This is a genomic window from Alteromonas sp. R7 (assembly GCF_055755235.1).
Genome location: NZ_JBVTQX010000004.1, coordinates 119338 through 137460, shown reverse-complemented (window position 1 = coordinate 137460; position 18123 = coordinate 119338). Strand labels below are relative to the sequence as shown.

Genomic DNA, 18123 nt, shown 5'->3' with positions numbered 1-18123 from the left:
AGGAAAGTCTGCCGTTAAGCGCTTCTGTGTTATGTACAACCACTCAAGATAAGTTACGCATAACCACCCATCTAATTGTTTTGCATAACTAATATAGAAAACCAGCACTTTACGAAACACCGGCCCAAACGGGTTCTCGCAACACTCTGTGTTAAGGACGCAAACTAATAAAGACTATAGTTTTAGGCCATCTAGCTAGAGGTGTGGATGTCTACCCACCATTGAATCCGATGGGTAATCCACTTTATACCAATCCGCAAAGATAATTGCCCACTCAGAAGGCGCTGGCAAGTTTCCTAGCGAAGCGTGGGAATGCAGGAATGGCTGTTTCCTTTCAAATTCCCAGAATGAAGCTAGGAAGCTTGCCAGACATTCCCGAAGGGCGAGTTTAAAATGTCCGTACACTTTGTTGTGTTACCTCGATGTAGAACCACTATACCTGCGGTAACACGCCGCGATTACGAACATTTTAACTCTCGCTGAGTGGGTAATGATCTATGCGGACTGGTATTAAATATTACTGTGGTGTTTTTTGCCATAGCTGAATATGGAAGTCTGCGGTTACGCTTTTCAACGTTTCAACAATCTCATCGATTTTGCCGTTTGGCAGTTTCCAGTAAAACGGCGTCATTTTGATAAGTGCCAGCGCATGTTCTTCGCTTTCGAAATGGATAGGAAAGGAAAAACACTCATTGTAAACCCGTGTAAGCCCATCTCGTTCTTGGTTGTCGATTTCATGCTGTCTTGGATTGTCGTACACCTGCTGTTTAAGCTCAAACAGGTGTTCAGGCGCTGGGTCGACCGTCACTAAAAGGCCATTGTTTTTAAGAGCCCTCACATATTCTTCATTACTCCCAGGTGCGAAAACCTGAATCATCACGTCTTGCGAGTTACCGCTTAGGGGTAAATCGAAACTGCTAGCAACAACGAACTGTGCTTGTTTGTACGCTTTAGCTGCCAGCTCTACTGCGATTTTGGCGATATCGCTACCTGCTCCTTCAACCTTTAAGCCACTCGCTGAAAGTCCTTGTACCATCGCATCCAAGTAACTCCCCTCACCACAACCCGCGTCATAAACCTTTATGGCATTCTTTGATGCTTCTTCATTGGCTGCCGTTTCATTTAGTACCTTTTTCACCAGCGTCACTAATTTATCTTTCAACGGCTTATAGGCATTTAATTGGTGGAATTCCCTTCTGGCTCTCACCATTGCTTTGTCGTCACCCGGAAGTTTCGATTTTTTAAATTGAACGGGCAAAAGGTTAACGTAACCAGACTTCGCTTTATCGAAGGTATGGTTGTTTTCGCAGCGAATAGGCGTTGTATGTAATGAGATAGGGAGTTTACAAAGTGGACAGTGCCACATGACAGGTTCTTTTTACTGAGAATTTGCCGTAAAGGATATCAAACCCGACACCTTTACGGCAATAAGCGTAACAACTTCACACGCCGAGTTAACACTAATACTGGGCGCTTTCGTGCTTATTTGGAGAACTTTTACACTACAGCTTTGCCAATGGATGTTGCTCTTCAGCCCATGGAGAAGTGAAGAAATGTGCTATTGCGCTTTGCGGCACTTCATCTACTGTTTTGTATTTCCACTGTGGTGACATGTCTTTATCAATCAAAAGCGCTCTTACACCCTCTTGGAACTCTCCACTTTCTCCACATCGACAGGACATATCAGCTTCCATTCTAAAACAGTCAGCCAACGTCATATTCGCACCTTTCTTACATTGCTCGAACACCAAATGCATAGTGATAGGAGAACCTTTGGCTAAAGTGCTTTGCGCTCTCTGTAACCACTTATTCTCACTCATGTCTGCGTTAAGAATGGCATGAACTACATCGGTAACATTGTCAGCCGAACACAAGTCATTAATAAGTGCCATATTCGGCTCAACGTTGCCATTGGGAAGTTCTTCAGGCGTTTTCATTGTGTTGATAATGTGCGAAACACTAGAATCCAAACTTTCGCTGTCGGTCTTTTCCCACGTGTATTCTACGAGGGTATTAAGCAAAGTGTCTTTTTCGGTACTCGCCAGCAAACTGTCTGCAAGCCCTACAAAGCAAGCATCGGAGCCATTCATTTGGCCGCCAGTTAAACCTAGGAAGAGACCTGCTTTTCCTGGTAAGCGAGGTAGAAAATAGCTTCCGCCTACGTCCGGGTACAAACCTATCGTAATTTCCGGCATAGCAAGACGAGAGGTTTCGGTTACTATTCGATGGCTTGCACCGCATAGAAGCCCCATGCCACCGCCCATAACAATACCACTGCCCCAAACAACAATAGGCTTACTGTAATTGTGAATAGTATAATCTAGCGTGTATTCAGTTTCGAAAAATGTTTCTAAGAAAGCTGGAATTTGCCCATTAGCTTCCACCATCGATTTGTACATAGACACTATGTCACCACCGGCGCAAAATGCCTTCTCGCCAGCAGCATCGATCACAACAGCTACGATATCGTCGCGAGACTGCCATCGCTGAAGCGCGTCAAGCATGATGCCAGCCATTTCCAAATCCAATGCATTTAATGCCTTTGGCTTGTTAAGCGTTAAACGGCCTATTGTGTAGTCATTGCTAGACGTCTTGATTTCATCAACAATGACTACCGATTCCACATCTGTCATTTTCACTCCTTCCCATAGTCCATTAAATCGTGCCTGAATTAGTTCGTTAGCGAAGTGTACTACAGTACACTTCTCTCATCTGACAACAAACGTCTACCAATGATAACGCGCATAATTTCATTGGTGCCTTCCAATATTTGATGTACGCGAACATCTCTGAAGTGACGCTCCAACGGATATTCTTTGATATAACCGTACCCGCCGTGTAGCTGAAGGGCATCGTTACATACATTGAAGCCAACATCTGTCGCAAACCTTTTCGCCATAGCGCAATAGGTGGTTTTGTCTGGGTCGTTATTATCCAGCTTACAAGCCGCCATACGTACCATTTGTCTCGCTGCAACAAGTTCAGTAGCCATATCAGCTAATTTAAACTGTAATGCCTGGAAACCTGCAATAGGTTTACCAAACTGCTCACGTTCATTCATGTAGTCGCGCGCAACGTTTAGCGCCTGCTGTGCAGTTCCTACCGAGCAAGTTGCAATATTGATTCGGCCGCCATCAAGCCCTTGCATGGCCATTTTAAAGCCTTGTCCTTCCTCGCCAAGTAACCAACTAGCATCTAATTTCACGTTATCGAACGTGATCATACGAGTGGGCTGTGCATTCCACCCCATTTTTTCTTCGGCTTTACCGTACTCAATCCCGTCGGCATTAGCCGGAACCGCGAATGCAGATACGCCCTTAGGACCATCTTCCCCTGTACGCGCCATTACAACAAGAACATCCGTACTGCCAGCACCAGAGATAAACACCTTAGACCCGTTAAGGACATACCCACCGTCAGCTTTCGTCGCCTTTGTTTTAAGCGACGCTGCATCAGAACCAGCGCCAGGCTCGGTTAGGCAATATGACGCCAGCTTGTCACCGGTTACCAGTTGGTCACACCACGTATCTTTAACTTCACTGGTGCCCCAAGTGGCAATCATCCACGTTGCCATGTTATGTATGGTTAACATAGCTGTAGTCGTGGTACATCCCATTGAAAGCTGCTCGAAGATTATGGAGGAATCGAGCCTAGATAAGCCCAACCCACCTGCACTCTCAGGCGCATACAATCCACAGAAGCCTAATTCACCCGCTTTCTTTATTGCCTCTACTGGGAAGTGATGGTCTCTATCCCACATAGCGGCGTTAGGTGCTAGCTCTTGCTGAGCGAATTGACGGGCGGTCTCTTCAAAGGCTAACTGGTCATCGGTTAATTCAAAATTCATTAGGCATATCCTCAATTGATTTGCTTTTGAACTACAATAACCAATACTTACCCCTTACGTAAACGTAAAGGTAAATTTTTATTTAAAAACATTGAGGGTTAACGTAAATATTTTGTGACGAGAAATGCTGTTTCTTTATAGACTCCAGCACGAAGCAGAAAAAAGTTATCCTTTTTAATAATGCACTTTTATCTCGCCGCTGATAAGCTAGGTTGATGTAAGTAAACCTTGTTTGGTCGCCGTGGAATTCAGAATAGCTATAGTAGAAGACAATGCTACTGCTCGGACTGCGCTTCGAGGACATTTAATGTCAATTGCTAACTTATCGGTAAGTAGCTTTGCATCTGGTGTAGAACTGAAAGCGGCACTTAAAAAGCAAAACTTTGAACTCCTGTTAATGGACTATCACCTAGGTCAAGGCAAAACAGGCGTGGAATGGATCCAGAGTTTAAGAGAGGCAGGCTTTATAAGACCTAGCACAGGCATTATTTTCTTAACGTCTGATCGCTCACCGCAAATTATTGGCCGTATAATGGATTTACAGCCTGACGTTTTGCTTATTAAGCCATACACCATTGCTTCACTAACCCGCCAAATTAACCATTACTTAAGTTATCGAGACTTTGTTAAAAACGTATTGCACGCGCTGGATAACAAACAACTTGACCGAGCAATTAGTGTCGTTAGAGCTAAGATCACCGAAGGCATTCCTCCTCGGCTTGTTGCTGAAATTAGAAAGCTTTATGCGCGTCTTCTTTTCGAGAATGGTGATTTGCAACGAGCGTTGAGTATTTATGATGATGTGTTAACCCGCTCTGACAAAGTCCTTTGGGCACAATGGGGAAAAGTAAAGTGCCAGTACGCTTCGGGTCAATGGCCACATTGTAAAAGCCATTTGAGCCAAATGGTTAACTCTAGCTTGGCTCGTGACAAGGCATTTGAATGGCTTGCATCCATATCATTTGAACAAGACTCCTACGATCAAGTAGAAAAATACTTAAATGAAATTAAGTTTAGTGAATTAAGCCTACCAGCTGCAAAGTTAAAAACCATTGCCTATCAAAAGCAGGACAAGGTTGTAGAAGCCATCGATCTCTTACAGAAGAAACGGGCTATGCATCGCAGTGCAAAAGACAGGTTCAATGACTTTACGTTTGAGCTCGCTGAGTTCTATTTGTTTCTTGCAGAAGAGTCGCCTGAAACCAATAGAAAAGAAAGCTTGTCTCAGGCTAGAAAATTAGTAGGCATTGCCGGAAGAAGTCAGGGCGACCCGCAGACTTTACAAAAAAGAGACTACCTTCTGGCTTTCTCGGCTGTGCTGGACGGCGACTTAGAAAAAGCGGCACATTTGCTTGAAAGCGACTACGTCGACAACTACCTTCGTACTGAGCCGTCTATCCTCGTTATTGCCGCAAAAGTACATCACGGTCTTGGAGATGAACGTAAAGCTGGTGAGTTACTCTTGATGGCTAAGCGAAAAAACGCGGAGTTACAAGCTATTTCAGAACAGGTTATGAATGACGAGCTGATTTTTTCGGGTGGAGAAAGGTTAGGTTTAAATCACGAACAGGCCATTTCTATAAACGAGGCCGGCACACAACTTTTTATCGAAGGCTTATTCAACAAGGCAATGAGGCATTTTTATGATGCTTTCCAACTCTCACCTGATACCGCAGCGTTTGGCTTAAACCTTCTTCAGTGCATGATTGAGTCAGACACAGGTGTTTACCGAAAATTTAACGTCAGACAGCTACTCGACAAGATAATGTCACTCCCCTTGAATGACGTTAACAAGGCCCGTTTGGAACAGCTTACGCTATCTGCTCAAGAACAGGCGCTGTAATGTTTAATTAGCAAATGACTAAAGCAACATCCATAACCTGCGTTATGGATAACAACGCACCGCTTCCAGAACGCCACTGTTTTTCGCTGTTTAGTACATTTTACTGTAAACCAGCGGGCCTTTTATTCTTGTTAGTCTGTTAGCGTTATTTGAGTCGGGTAAGCAAACTCGATGTATCCCAACGGCCGCCACCAAGCTTTTGAACATCTGCATAATATTGATCAACAAGTGCCGTTAGCGCCAAAGTCGAACCGTTCTTACGCGCTTCATCCAATGCAATACTTAAGTCTTTACGCATCCAATCAACAGCAAAACCAAAATCAAAGCTGTTATTTAGCATCGTGCTGGCTCTGTTTTCCATCTGCCACGACTGAGCTGCGCCTTTGCTAATAACATCGACAACCGCATTACAATCAAGCCCAGCACGCTGGCCAAAATGTAGTGCTTCAGCCAAGCCTTGTACAATGCCGGCAATACAAATCTGATTCATCATTTTTGCTAGTTGACCGCTGCCACTCTTACCAAGTAGCTGACTGTGTCGTGCATAATGTGCCATTACCGGCTCAACCGTGCTGTATACGTCTTCATCGCCGCCCACCATAACGGTCAGCTGCCCGTTCTCAGCCCCAGCCTGGCCACCAGAAACCGGTGCATCCAAGAAGCCAACTTGCTTATCTTGGCAGCTTTTATATAGTTCTCTGGCAATATCTGCTGATGCAGTCGTATGATCGACCAGCACACTGCCCGTCTTCATCACTGCTAACGCCTGTGTGCCCACATCTCTTACATCATTGTCGTTACCCACACACATAAATACGATGTCAGCGCCTTCACACGCCTGCGCAACGGTATTGCTAGCACTGACTTTAGCGTCGTCAGTGTTATAGGTTGTTAGCCAATCCTGTGCCTTTTGAGAGGTACGATTATAAACAGTGACCGAATAGCCAGCTTTGCTCAAGTGCCCTGCCATAGGATAGCCCATTACACCCAAGCCCAAAAAACTCACTTTCAAATTACTCATACAAAATATACTCTAGATACTTAACAAAGATGGTTGGATTACCTAAGAGTAACAGACTTAACAACAACAAAAATATAGGAAAATAATTTTGGCGCTCTATGAACACGCTATTACGTTGAACAACGGTGAACAAACTACCCTTGAACAATACAAGGGTAAGGTATTACTTATTGTTAATACGGCAAGCAAATGTGGCTTTACTCCTCAATATGAAGGACTAGAGTCGCTCTATAAAAAATACAACGATAAGGGCTTTGAAATTTTAGGGTTTCCCTGCGATCAGTTCGGACATCAAGAGCCAGGTAGCGACGAAGATATTGCGCAATTTTGTAGCCTTAATTTTGGCGTTTCATTCCCATTATTTAAGAAAACAAATGTAAATGGTCCAGATGCCAATCCGCTCTTTGATGAATTGAAAAACGAAGCCCCCGGTCTTCTTGGCACAAAACGTATAAAATGGAACTTCACTAAATTCTTAGTTAATGCTCAAGGCAAGGTGCTAAAACGTTATGCGCCTACTGTAAAACCAGAAGCCATTGAAAAAGACATCGCTAAGCTTTTATCAGCGAATTAGTACGCTTTGCAGTTTAGATAGCCGCCGACATGGCGGCAGTGAACGAGCGTTTTGAAATATACCTAATGCGTTAGTGCTCAATACATCCCGCTAGATTTATTGATCTACATCTATGTAGTTTGAATGTGAATGTGGTAATTTTTTGCCGTCAAAGTGACTTAACTGGGTACTAAAATGAATACCTCTGCACGTAAAAAAGCGCACGATAACCTCAGCGACCAACAACACAAAAACATCGCTTTTTTTAGTACTCGCTCTTATGAACACGCTCTGTTTTCTGAATTGCTGGAAACATTAAACGGTGCTAGTGACAAAACCATCAATGCCACATTTTTTGAACACCCACTGAACGCTTCAACCGCTGCGAGTTGCAGTGGATTCAGCGATGTTGTTGTGTTTGTAAATGACGACATTAATAGGAAAACCATTGAAGCTCTAAAACTCTGTGGCGTTAAACATATCGCGCTTCGCTGCGCTGGCTTCAACAATGTTGATGTGGATGCAGCAGCAAAGGCAGGTATCACTGTAAGCCGCGTACCCGCTTATAGCCCTGAAACCGTAGCTGAACATACAATTGCGCTAATCCTTACGTTGAACCGAAAAACACATAAAGCATACAACCGAGTACGCGAAGGCAACTTCAATCTTGGAGGATTGATGGGCTTTACGCTTCACGGTAAAACCGTAGGGGTAATTGGCACAGGAAAGATTGGACAAGCGGTTATACGCATACTATTGGGATTTGGATGCCATGTGCTTTGCTTCGATCCGCATACAAACAATGATGTAACCACAATGGGAGCCCATTATGTAACGCTCAATGAACTACTTGAAAAAAGCGTTATTGTTACCCTGCACTGCCCGCTCAACGAACAGAGTCATCATATAATCAATGCGAAGAGTATTGATAAAATGCCTCAAGGCGTCATGCTAATTAATACGTCAAGAGGCGGGCTTGTCGATGACAATGCCATCATTAAAGGGCTTAAGTCGAAAAAAATTGGATATTTAGGGCTAGATGTCTACGAAAGAGAATCCGAACTGTTTTTTAACGATCATTCGCAAGACATAATTCAGGATGATATTTTTCAGCGCTTAACTACGTTTCCGAACGTTTTAATAACGGGCCACCAAGGGTTCTTCACGCTCGAAGCCTTAGAGGAAATCGCAAAAATCACGGTCAATAATATTATGACGGGTGAGAACGCGCTCTAAGGCGCCACTACAACTATCTACGTATTAGTGCGCTCATAACCCTATGTAGTCCGTCACGTAAATATCCCAACAAACTCTTTTTTACTGGCTTTTTCTATTTCTCTTTTTCTAGAATCAGCTGAAAATATTTTCCTAACCAAAGGTAAGGCGCTTGCCTATGATACTGCCGCTCTAGCGCAAGTAAGTCATCAAATTTGCTGCTTTGATGGGTTATATCTCGCATGTAATCATGGAAACAACGAATGCCTGCTTTTTCGATAATTTTGAAACCCAATGATTCACAATGTTCAACCACGCGGGTTGCACTTAACGGCTGTTTTGGATTCAGTCTAACTTGCTTTTTAACTTTCATCCCTTTCGCGATGTAATCAAAGTTTCCGTAGATAGCATTGGCAAACAAATTCGCATCTTGGTTGAAAAAGCTTAGGCTTAAACGGGACCCTGGCTTCATGTTCTTATACATAAAATCGATAGCATCAAAGGGCGCATCCAGCCACTCTAAAACCGCATGGCAAATCACTAAATCAAAACTGTCTAAATCCTCAATCTGCTGCAAATATTGATGCCTAATTGTAATATTTGGTGCATCTGCAAGCAGTGCCTCAGCTTGTTTAAGTACATCCTTCGACGCGTCAGTTAACACAACAGAATGCCCTTTAGAAGCAATATGCGCTGTCATTACACCTGTCCCCCCACCTATTTCAATAGCGCGAACAGGCGTGGTTAAATAAGGCTCGAGAACATCACATAATAAGGTGTGCCTGAGCTTTCCCTTAGTAGTGCCATATATATTGCTTGAGAATTTTTCTGCAATACCATCGAAGATACGATCGTTATTCATATACTACAGTCATCGCTAAGCAGGATTGTCAATATCAATAAACTCGACAGGCACGTCGAATTGCTGCCCAATGTGCTCTCCTAAGGATTTCACACCGTAGCGTTCAGTAGCATGATGACCAGCAGCAAAAAAAGTTATCCCCATTTCCCTTGCCGTGTGTACAGTTTGTTCAGACACTTCTCCGGTAATAAATGCATCGACGCCCAGTTCAACCGCTTGTTCGATGAATCCTTGTCCACCTCCCGTGCACCAAGCAAGCTTCGATATAGGTTTTGATACAGGCCCCTCAATCAGCACGTCTCTCCCCAGCAACTTCTGTAATTTAACCTGTAACGCTGACCCTTCAATTTCTTCTTCAAAATTTCCGTGCATAACAACGCCAACAGGCTTCACACCGCTCACCGCACTTATATTTTGAATGCCTAATAGCGATGCAAGTTGTCGGTTGTTGCCAAATTCAGGGTGTACATCCAGTGGAAGGTGATAAGCAAACAAATTGATATCATTTGACAGTAGCGCTTGAAGGCGGCGCTTTTTCATGCCCGCAATCACTTGTGACTCACCTTTCCAAAAATAACCATGGTGAACAATTAGCGCATCTGCCTTAGCTTCTATGGCGGCATCAACGAGTGCTTGTGACGCAGTTACACCGGTAACTATCTTCTCAATTTTACTTGCGCCCTCTACCTGTAATCCATTGGGGCAATAATCACTGATCTCGCTAACCCTTAACATTCCATCAAGATAATTTTGTAGTTCTAGGCGGGTAATAGACACAAGTCCTCCGGTTGAAAGTTAGACAAATTGTTCAAAAAACGTTATAAAAAGACGCGAACGTTTAGCATTATACCTGTAATTAGACAATTATGAGTGGTGAGTAGATCCAATTTTAGTTTTGCGATACTTGCTGGCTTGGTCGTTACGCTGGGCGAGTTTTTCTCAGCGTAATAGCAATTACATACGTCGCATAGCGTTCGTCATCTTAACAAAATAAAGAGCAAAAAAGCATGGCAAACTTAGACAAAGACGAAGTGGTAGCAGCATTTACCGAAGCTTATAAAAAGGCGAACGGCAAAGCACCATCTATTGAAAGCAAAAGTGGTTGGTACAGTGTAGATGGCGGTAAGAACGTCCGTTTAGCACAGCTTCAAGAGATGACAGCGTCGTTAGCTTCTGGCTCTTCTGACGCCACGAGTGAAAGTGAAGAGAAAAAAGCGCCAAAGAAAGAGGCAAAAGCCGCAGCGAAACCAGCGAAGAAAAAGGCACCTTCATCCAAAAAGTCAGGATTTTCGGTAAAGGATTTCTGGGCAGAAAAGCTCAATGCAGAGGCGCCTGGCGCAACCCTTCCTCGATAATTTTGCATAACCTGATTTAATATCTAGTTTAGCTACTGGTGTAAAAACGCAATAAATGTCGCATACCGTAAGTGTCGTTGAGGCACTTATGTTATGTGACCCCTTCACTATTTATTATGAAATAATAATAGCTTACCACTCTTTCTCAACTGAGTATTTAACGAGCGCGCTTGAATTATTTGCCTGCTAGCCCTTGGGCTACGAATGGAACTAGGTGCTGGATAACTTCTTTTATATCGACATGCTTGTGAAAGTCAGACTCAGCTATTTCTGTTAGCGCTTGGCTCGACGCCATTGAAAATACAAAACTTCCCATCGCAAAATGCAAGCGCCAGAATAGTTCTTCCTCAGGTAGATCAGGAAGACAACGCCTTATGGCGTCGACAAGTGCACGGATACAATCACCGTAATCATTCATTAAGAACTTACGCAAATGCCCCTGAGTTTCGTTGTAGCCACGTCCTAGCAACTTAACAAACGTAGAAGTACCCTGCTCTGAAATGGTGTTGAGGTTAAGCATAGGAGGGATCAACGAATACAAGAGTTGCTCAACGCCCTTCGCACCTTCCATAGGTGTCAAAGACGCCAAGCAAGACTCTACCTGCGGCATTAGGTGATCAAAGTACCTTTTAAACACGGCTTGAATTAAATTCTTCTTACTGCCGAAGTGATAGTTCACCGACGCCAAATTCACTTCTGCTCTGGCAGTAATCTCGCGCATGGATGTTTGAGTAAACCCGCTTTGAGAAAATAAGTATTCTGCCGCATCTAATATATCGGTTTTAGTATGCCGTGCCATATTCTTTTTATTATCTTTTTGTAGGTTAAAAATTTAACGTATGTCTGTGTTAACAATCGTTTTATCGGTCCTGAATTATCAACACAGACAAATTGTCGCTATTAAAACCAGTGACGCGCTTTGCTCATTGATTTCATAAACACGCGCTCAACAACATTTGCTGCAGACATCCCCAGTTTCTCTGCTACATTTTTCTTCACAGCATACTTAACACTAAATATTTCGCGTGCGGGATAATGAGAAAGAATATAGTCATCTGAGGTTGTGATGTCGTCAATTAAGCCAAGCGACTTAGCTTTAATACCTGGCCAATACTCGCCTGTGGCGACTTTATCGATGTCCATATCTGGACGCTGGCTTTGAACGAAGTCTTTGAACAGTACATGAATCTCTTCAATTTCTTCTTTAAATTTCGCGCGGCCTTCATCGTTGTTCTCACCAAATACGGTTAGAGTACGCTTGAATTCACCAGCGGTGTGTTGTTCAAACTCAATATCATTTTTCTTCAATAGTTTATTGAAGTTAGGCAACTGAGCTAAAACGCCTATGCTGCCAATGTAAGCAAATTGAGACGCCAGTAATTTGTCTGCAACACAAGCCATCATGTAACCACCGCTTGCCGCCACTTTATCTACCGCAATCGTTAGTTTAAGACCCTTTTCCTTGATACGCTGAAGTTGAGACGCTGCAAGTCCATAGCCGTGTACAACACCCCCACCACTTTCAAGTCGAACCAAGACTTCGTCTTCTTTATTCGCTACACATAAGATAGCGGTAATTTCTTCTCTTAAGTGTTCCACTTCATTGGCGTCCATCGAACCTTTAAAGTCGATGACATAAAGACGGGACTTCTCAGACTCTTCGCCCTGTTCTGTGATTTTGGCTTTGTTTTTTGCTTTATTTTTAGCTTTCGCTTCTTTTTTCTGTTCCTTGGCTAATTTCTTTAACGCATTTTTATCTAACAGAACCTGTTTCGCGTAATTTGTAATGTCTTTCAACTGCTCAGAAATAGACACGATTTCAAGTTGCCCTTTCCCATGCTTTTGCTTACTCGCTAAGCCAACAATGGTAGATACAACCACAATAAAAGCGATAACTAGCGTTACTGCCTTGGCAACAAACAAACCGTACTCGTACAAAAACTCCAAACTTTACTCCTAGTAAAATAAACGGGTAAGCGTCGTTGTTTACCCACAACGTAAATAGCGGCCTTGCTTTGTGAAAAGCAACGCCGCTTTGCTAATTACGTTATAATACCAGTCTCATCTTATTCTGACGATAGGGTAACTTGCTCTATCTTGTTAGCCTCTATCTCCTCGTCAGTAAAGAAGATATCTCTTAGCGTAGGCTGCGTAGAATAAAGCTGAGTTTGGTCTAAGAAATGTTCACTGCCATACTTGCGAGATTGTGAGTAGGTCAGAATACCCCGTCCCTTGGGGCCTTCATCAGTGAAGTTAATAACCATAGCCCAACTGGTGCCATAGTTAATATGGTAGCCTTCAGCTTCTGCACTCATTATGGTGTTACTATTCACAGGCTCGTAGTTATGACGTGGAAGCAACGTACCGTTCCTGTTGCTTATAAGGTCAAACACGTTAAAGCCACCTTCAATATTGTGTGCACCAGCCCATGGTAGTTTGATACCAGACGCCGTGCCATCTGGCAGGCTTCGCTCAACAAACTGAACGTCCCCTAGCGGCGCGTCGAATGCGACACCTGCTTGCTCAATCACTTGAGTTGCTCTTGCCAATTGTTCAAGAGTAACGTCATTTTGCATCAAGCCAGAAGGCGTAGTGACTGGTGATTCTAGTGAAAACGGCGTCTCCCACTGTGGCGCTTGGTTAAACTGGAATGCAAACTCTCTAAACACGTGTGCACCAGTACTTGTAAGGTTCATGGTGCCATCCCAATCCTCCAACGCAGCACAGGCTTGTGAAACATCAACGCTAGTTCCGTCTACATCTACAGGTGTTGAACCTTGCGCGGCGCATAGCGAAAGCAATGAAGGCAAAATATTCTCTGCTAAATAACTTCTGTTATTAAACAGTAAGCCTTCCACTTCGTCTGGCGTAAAGGTTCCGTCACTTCCCGCTTCGTTTTCAATAAACTGTTGACCCATTCTTGAGCGTAGTGTTTGTTGATATTCCACGCTACCAAATAGCGGATTGCTTACAACAATTGGTGAGTTTAAATTCGTTAACCAATAGCTGTCGTTCGAGTTTTGAACTGAATCCGTGCCCTCGTACTTAGGCGCTTCTTCGTATGGAACGGGTCCTTCGAAATCAAACTGCGAAATGTTACCCGGTAATACGGTAAAGCCAGCAGCTGCTTTAGTTTGAATAAGTAACGGGTTAGTCGTTAGTTGCTCAATTGCGGTTTCGGTTAGATTCGGCACGGTTGAATCGTCAATGTAGAAGACTTGACCATCATCAGAGGCAGCCATTGTATTATTGAAAATAACACCGTCGTAATCTTTAAACGCCTGCTTAAACTCGTCCATGGATGTCGCCATATTCATGGCAAGCCAATGGTCTACAATATCGAAATTAGGCAGATTTGCGTCTTTTATGGCAAAGGCATTATTACCATTCCAATCAAAGTTACCAGGCACTTCAATCATTGGACCGTAGTTGGTGTAATACGCGGTCTTATTAAGCTTAATGGTTTGCCCTCCACCCACTGCGACATCAATTTGAAGTGGCTTTTCATAGATGGTGCGTCTGTTGCCATCAACCATATGGGTAAGGCCAGATTCATCATTTTCGTCGAGGGTCAGCTGATACACAACAAAATGTTCAGCCGTCGAGAAGGTGTGTGTCCATGCAACGTTTTCGTTAAATCCGATATTTACTGCACCAGGCAATCCCATCAACGAGCCACCTGTTACATTCAAGTGTCCGGGTACTTGAGCATGAAAATTCCAAAAGCGTAGATTTCCTGTGTGAGGAAAATGCGGATTGCCTAAAACCATACCTTTGCCATTGGTCGTTTTATCGCTGCCTAACCCCCAACCATTAGAGCCCATTTCTTGAGGATTTTTTTCAGGCAGACCTACCGTTGGTGAAATCTTAAACGTAGAAGCAACGTCACTTGAGGACGCAGCTGGAGTAGGTAGATAACTCTCACCTTCAGGCGCTGCAATAAACATAGGTCCTAAGAAATTAGCGGCCCCAGGTAATAGCGCCACGCCTAATGAGTACGTTAATAGATCCACACTATCAATTTCAGTGACCCATGGTTGGCCAGCACAGCTTTGATCTCGTTCTTCTACAGGAGTTTCAGCTAAGTACCGGTTGTATCCAGCAGTGTAGCCTTGAAACATTGCACGTGAATTAGCAGACAACCGAGGTAAGTTCTCTTCTGCTAACTCTCTAATACCTAGAGTAAGAAAACCGAAATCGTTAATAAGATGCTCTGAATCACCGCTACCAGGTACAGTATCTGGACCAAAATACTTAGCTCTCTCAGAGTTATACTTAACAATCTGGTCGGCCAATACACAAAGGTTATCGCGTGCAAACGCATAACCCACACCGTAAGCCATACTTTCTAGGTTATCGGCTTTCACATGCGGAACGCCATAGGTGGTCCAGGTAACATCCGCGGACAGTGTACCGTCAGGAGAAAATGCTGGAATTGGTGCTGGTGTTGGTTCGGGTGTCGTAGGCGTTGTGGGCGCTGGTTGTTCTACGTTAGAAAAGTCGTTATCGTTATCGCCGCACGCACCGAGAAGTGCAGTGAGTGATAACGCAATAAGCGTCCGTTTAGCGTTAAAGGTGTTGTCAATCATCTCAAATGTTCCCTAATGATAAATGAAAAAGGTCAACCACTCTTACCGCACGCGTCTTCAAAGCGGTGTTAATTACAGCATAAGTAAAACTGATCCGACCTGAATTCACACTACATTAACAAATGAAAACATTCAAACAACATTATAATTTTTCTACAAAAAAGCCGGCAATAACGCCGGCTTTCTTTCTGTAAAATGTAAGCAGTTGTAACGCTGCCCATTGGAGCAAACTACCCTTGGCTAGTTCGCTACAACACTTTCATCAGAAATTGGCAGTACAAGTGCGTCAGACGCAATATAACCCGCCACTTCTTTTTGCATTTCCGTTGTTACCGCTGCGCTCGCCGCAGGGCTTAAGCTAGAAGCATGAGCACCACTATTGAACTGTACAATTCCGCTAATTGGATCTGTACCAGGACCTTGCGTGGTTGTCACTTGCTCTAAGCCAATGGTCGCTGCCAGAGGAAGCTGACCTGACAATGGTAACGCTGTTGAAATTGGAATAACTTGATCCGGAAGGTTCGCGTCGCTGCCATCACCCACTACCGTCATCATATGAACTGGCGTATTGCTACCCAGTGTCTGAGCGTAGTTAGTAGGGTCACCAGCATCCATTACCGTTTGCGCAGCAAAAGCAAACTCTGCAAATACTGCATTTACTTCGGCAGCCTGCTCAGCAGTAAGATTTTCTTCGAAAATCGCTACCGCTGCGCGAAGTTGTTCTTCGCTCACATCAGTGGTTTCATACAGTTGATTTAGCAAGGCAACAAACTCTTCAGAAGCCTGAGACAGCAACAGACCTTTGATAAGAGGACCAAACGCGGCTGACTCAATTAGGAACTGAGCAACACCGCCCCCTGGAGACTCAAGAGAAGCTTGCTTGACAGCAAACATGCCATCAAGTGCTGCTAAATCGCCGCCCATCGACGTGTTTGCCACTGAAGCAAAATTACCACCAGTGATAGCGCCTAGAGACACACCCATAATCGATACACGTGACATATCAAACTTAACATTTTGCGCTGCTGTGGTATCGACAACTGCGTTTAGTCCTAAACGTAGACCAAGTAAATCTGACACGCTTTGGCGTAGATTGTCCCGAGCCGTAGGCAAGCTGGCAAGGTTCATATAGTGAGTTGCGCTAACCGTAGTCGCGTTCAGTTCATCTGTACCGTCGCCATTAAGGTCAAAACCGCGGCTACCGTGTAATGGTTGGTCGATTGCTACTGACGCAATACCTGCTAGAGACAGAGTACCAGTGATGGCAAGCATATCTTCTTTTTGGCTGGTAATGCCGTGCGCTAGAATAACCACTGGCCAACCGGCTTCAGGCATGCTGATAGGAAAACCTAAAGCACCTGCAATTGCTGGGTCAGGAATAGTAACCTGAACGTCTAACGTTTCTGTACCCATGTTTCCGCCAGTAGGCTGTGGATATGGGTTGAATTTAGTAATGTTTCTTGCGCTATCTAACATTTCGCCGTTAATACGAACGTCTGCAAGGCCTAGTGAAGAACACATTGCTGCATTAGGACCTGGCTCTGCGTCTGCAAGTAATTCTTGAGGAGCACCAGCTAAAACAATTCCGCTGTCACAAGCTGCCTTCCAGAAATCATTTACTGGAGCAAGTGGGTTCTCTGCACTTGGAACACCCAAGAAATAAGGCAATGCAATATTACCTTCATAACGTTGAGCTGCACAAAATGGACCGGCTTGCGCTAAAATGCCCGTAGAAACACCAACAGCAAATTCGTTCAGCGCACCCCATTGAGCAGAAAGTTGACCAGACGCAGTACCCGCAAGTCCTGCACAAGTTTCTAACAAGCTGAAATCAGTAGCGTCAATCGCTGCTTGAATATTATCTGGTAGACCTTGTTTACCCTGCTCTACTGCGCCAGCTACAACAGTAGCGTTTACAAGACCAAGTGCTTCCATGGCATTAGGCGCTGCAGATACATCGCTTACCGTGATTGCAGGTAGTGCAGTTGGAGCGGACGGGTCACCGCCAGCAGCCAGTTGTGCAAAACGGCTAATCATGACCTTCTTGATGGTATCAAGCGAGTTGGCAATAGACTGTGTGGTGAAAGCTGACACGTAAGTAATGTCTTCACGATCGAAACCCGCACCAAGCACTGGATTAACTAACGAATTAACTAAGCCTTGTAATTGAAGCTGTGCTGCACTTGATAGAGGATTAGTGTCGATGTCTTGTCTTACTGAGTCCCACGTAGTTGACCCCTGAACCGATTTGCCAGAAGAGTCTTTCAAATCAGTGGTCATTACTAACATGTAGCCCTGAGCTGCTTTTAGCGGCTTAAGAGGAACAAAAGTGATTGTGTTGCTATCAGCAAGGCTGAGTACGTAATCAACACCAAAGGTAAGTTGATCGCCAAGCTTACAACCCGCAGAAGGTGTTGTAACCTGCGCACAGTCAGGATCACTTTGGTCAAGACCTAACGTTGCTTCAAAAAGCAACACGCCAGAAGATAATGTACTTGCATCAAGCGATGCGCCAGCAGGTGTTTCTACATTAATTACAAACGGGTGTTGAGTTGACCAACCGTCTAACACGTTAAGTGCATTTTGCGGGTCAGCAAAATCTGTAGGGTCATCGACCGGAATATTCAGTGTGTAATCAAAGAAACCATCATCGCCTGGAAGCATCAGAAGGTCGTTTGGAATGTTCAAGTTCCCATTAGCTGGGTCAAAAACGATTCGTGAAAATGGTGTTTGGACTTCTGTTTCGGCCTGAATGTCGGAAAGGGTTTCATCGGAGCCACCACAGCCTGCTAGACCCAGCGCAAGGGCCACACTGGAACTTAATACGAGTTTTCTCAT

14 protein-coding genes are annotated in these 18123 nt (G+C 44.2%); 4 read left to right on the top strand and 10 right to left on the bottom strand.

The annotated features are described in order from the left end of the window. Window positions 1-517 precede the first annotated feature (517 nt). From AC0J2X_RS08260 to AC0J2X_RS08250, 3 genes are all read right to left on the bottom strand, one after another. On the bottom strand, window positions 518-1366 hold the full coding sequence (locus AC0J2X_RS08260; protein ID WP_069944330.1) for a putative RNA methyltransferase: 849 nt from the start codon (window positions 1364-1366) through the stop codon (window positions 518-520). Between the two features lie 136 nt (window positions 1367-1502). After that, window positions 1503-2633, bottom strand: a complete 1131-nt coding sequence (locus tag AC0J2X_RS08255; RefSeq protein ID WP_069944329.1) for an enoyl-CoA hydratase/isomerase family protein — start codon at window positions 2631-2633, stop codon at window positions 1503-1505. Between the two features lie 59 nt (window positions 2634-2692). Beyond that, entirely contained in the window at window positions 2693-3847 is a 1155-nt protein-coding gene (locus tag AC0J2X_RS08250) for an acyl-CoA dehydrogenase family protein (RefSeq protein WP_069944328.1), read from the bottom strand. A gap of 259 nt (window positions 3848-4106) precedes the next feature. Between AC0J2X_RS08250 and AC0J2X_RS08245 the strand changes: the two genes are divergently transcribed. Beyond that, window positions 4107-5690, top strand: coding sequence for a response regulator (locus tag AC0J2X_RS08245; RefSeq protein WP_075176671.1), 1584 nt, complete (start codon window positions 4107-4109; stop codon window positions 5688-5690). A 145-nt stretch (window positions 5691-5835) separates the two neighbouring features. Here AC0J2X_RS08245 and AC0J2X_RS08240 read toward each other — a convergent pair whose 3' ends face one another. Next, window positions 5836-6711, bottom strand: coding sequence for an NAD(P)-dependent oxidoreductase (locus AC0J2X_RS08240; RefSeq protein ID WP_014976555.1), 876 nt, complete (start codon window positions 6709-6711; stop codon window positions 5836-5838). An 88-nt stretch (window positions 6712-6799) separates the two neighbouring features. Between AC0J2X_RS08240 and AC0J2X_RS08235 the strand changes: the two genes are divergently transcribed. Both AC0J2X_RS08235 and AC0J2X_RS08230 read left to right on the top strand, forming a co-directional pair. After that, window positions 6800-7285: a glutathione peroxidase gene (locus tag AC0J2X_RS08235; protein ID WP_014949473.1), complete on the top strand. Its 486-nt coding sequence runs from the start codon at window positions 6800-6802 to the stop codon at window positions 7283-7285. A 174-nt stretch (window positions 7286-7459) separates the two neighbouring features. After that, window positions 7460-8500 (top strand): 2-hydroxyacid dehydrogenase, encoded by a 1041-nt coding sequence (locus AC0J2X_RS08230; protein WP_014976554.1) that lies wholly within the window; start codon window positions 7460-7462, stop codon window positions 8498-8500. Between the two features lie 94 nt (window positions 8501-8594). Here AC0J2X_RS08230 and AC0J2X_RS08225 read toward each other — a convergent pair whose 3' ends face one another. After that, the gene (locus AC0J2X_RS08225) at window positions 8595-9341 is read right to left on the bottom strand and encodes a methyltransferase (protein WP_014949471.1); all 747 of its coding nucleotides are present in this window, start codon (window positions 9339-9341) and stop codon (window positions 8595-8597) included. A gap of 15 nt (window positions 9342-9356) precedes the next feature. Beyond that, window positions 9357-10118 (bottom strand): Nif3-like dinuclear metal center hexameric protein, encoded by a 762-nt coding sequence (locus AC0J2X_RS08220; RefSeq protein WP_014976553.1) that lies wholly within the window; start codon window positions 10116-10118, stop codon window positions 9357-9359. 230 nt (window positions 10119-10348) lie between these two features. On the opposite strand from AC0J2X_RS08220, the gene AC0J2X_RS08215 reads away from it, so the two are divergent. Continuing rightward, window positions 10349-10696: a hypothetical protein gene (locus tag AC0J2X_RS08215; protein ID WP_014976552.1), complete on the top strand. Its 348-nt coding sequence runs from the start codon at window positions 10349-10351 to the stop codon at window positions 10694-10696. Window positions 10697-10871: 175 nt separating this feature from the next. On the opposite strand, the gene AC0J2X_RS08210 is transcribed toward AC0J2X_RS08215, so the two are convergent. The 4 genes from AC0J2X_RS08210 to AC0J2X_RS08195 form a co-directional block, all read right to left on the bottom strand. Then, window positions 10872-11495 (bottom strand): TetR/AcrR family transcriptional regulator, encoded by a 624-nt coding sequence (locus AC0J2X_RS08210; RefSeq protein WP_014949468.1) that lies wholly within the window; start codon window positions 11493-11495, stop codon window positions 10872-10874. A 101-nt stretch (window positions 11496-11596) separates the two neighbouring features. After that, window positions 11597-12643 carry a protease SohB gene (sohB, locus tag AC0J2X_RS08205; protein WP_039227763.1) on the bottom strand — a complete coding sequence of 349 codons (1047 nt, stop codon included), beginning with the start codon at window positions 12641-12643 and terminating at the stop codon, window positions 11597-11599. A 119-nt stretch (window positions 12644-12762) separates the two neighbouring features. Beyond that, a complete protein-coding gene (locus AC0J2X_RS08200) occupies window positions 12763-15285 on the bottom strand; it encodes an acylase (protein ID WP_278344211.1) in 2523 nt (840 codons plus the stop codon). Between the two features lie 240 nt (window positions 15286-15525). After that, window positions 15526-18123, bottom strand: a complete 2598-nt coding sequence (locus AC0J2X_RS08195; protein ID WP_039227766.1) for a VolA/Pla-1 family phospholipase — start codon at window positions 18121-18123, stop codon at window positions 15526-15528.

Excerpts from the sequence above, each read along its gene's own strand:
- AC0J2X_RS08225 (WP_014949471.1), bottom strand. The coding sequence starts at position 9,341 with ATGAATAACGATCGTATCTTCGATGGTATTGCAGAAAAATTCTCAAGC.
- AC0J2X_RS08195 (WP_039227766.1), bottom strand. The coding sequence starts at position 18,123 with ATGAGAAAACTCGTATTAAGTTCCAGTGTGGCCCTTGCGCTGGGTCTA.
- AC0J2X_RS08260 (WP_069944330.1), bottom strand. The coding sequence starts at position 1,366 with ATGTGGCACTGTCCACTTTGTAAACTCCCTATCTCATTACATACAACG.
- AC0J2X_RS08250 (WP_069944328.1), bottom strand. The coding sequence starts at position 3,847 with ATGAATTTTGAATTAACCGATGACCAGTTAGCCTTTGAAGAGACCGCC.
- AC0J2X_RS08240 (WP_014976555.1), bottom strand. The coding sequence starts at position 6,711 with ATGAGTAATTTGAAAGTGAGTTTTTTGGGCTTGGGTGTAATGGGCTAT.
- AC0J2X_RS08200 (WP_278344211.1), bottom strand. The coding sequence starts at position 15,285 with ATGATTGACAACACCTTTAACGCTAAACGGACGCTTATTGCGTTATCA.
- AC0J2X_RS08255 (WP_069944329.1), bottom strand. The coding sequence starts at position 2,633 with ATGACAGATGTGGAATCGGTAGTCATTGTTGATGAAATCAAGACGTCT.
- AC0J2X_RS08230 (WP_014976554.1), top strand. The coding sequence starts at position 7,460 with ATGAATACCTCTGCACGTAAAAAAGCGCACGATAACCTCAGCGACCAA.
- AC0J2X_RS08210 (WP_014949468.1), bottom strand. The coding sequence starts at position 11,495 with ATGGCACGGCATACTAAAACCGATATATTAGATGCGGCAGAATACTTA.
- AC0J2X_RS08215 (WP_014976552.1), top strand. The coding sequence starts at position 10,349 with ATGGCAAACTTAGACAAAGACGAAGTGGTAGCAGCATTTACCGAAGCT.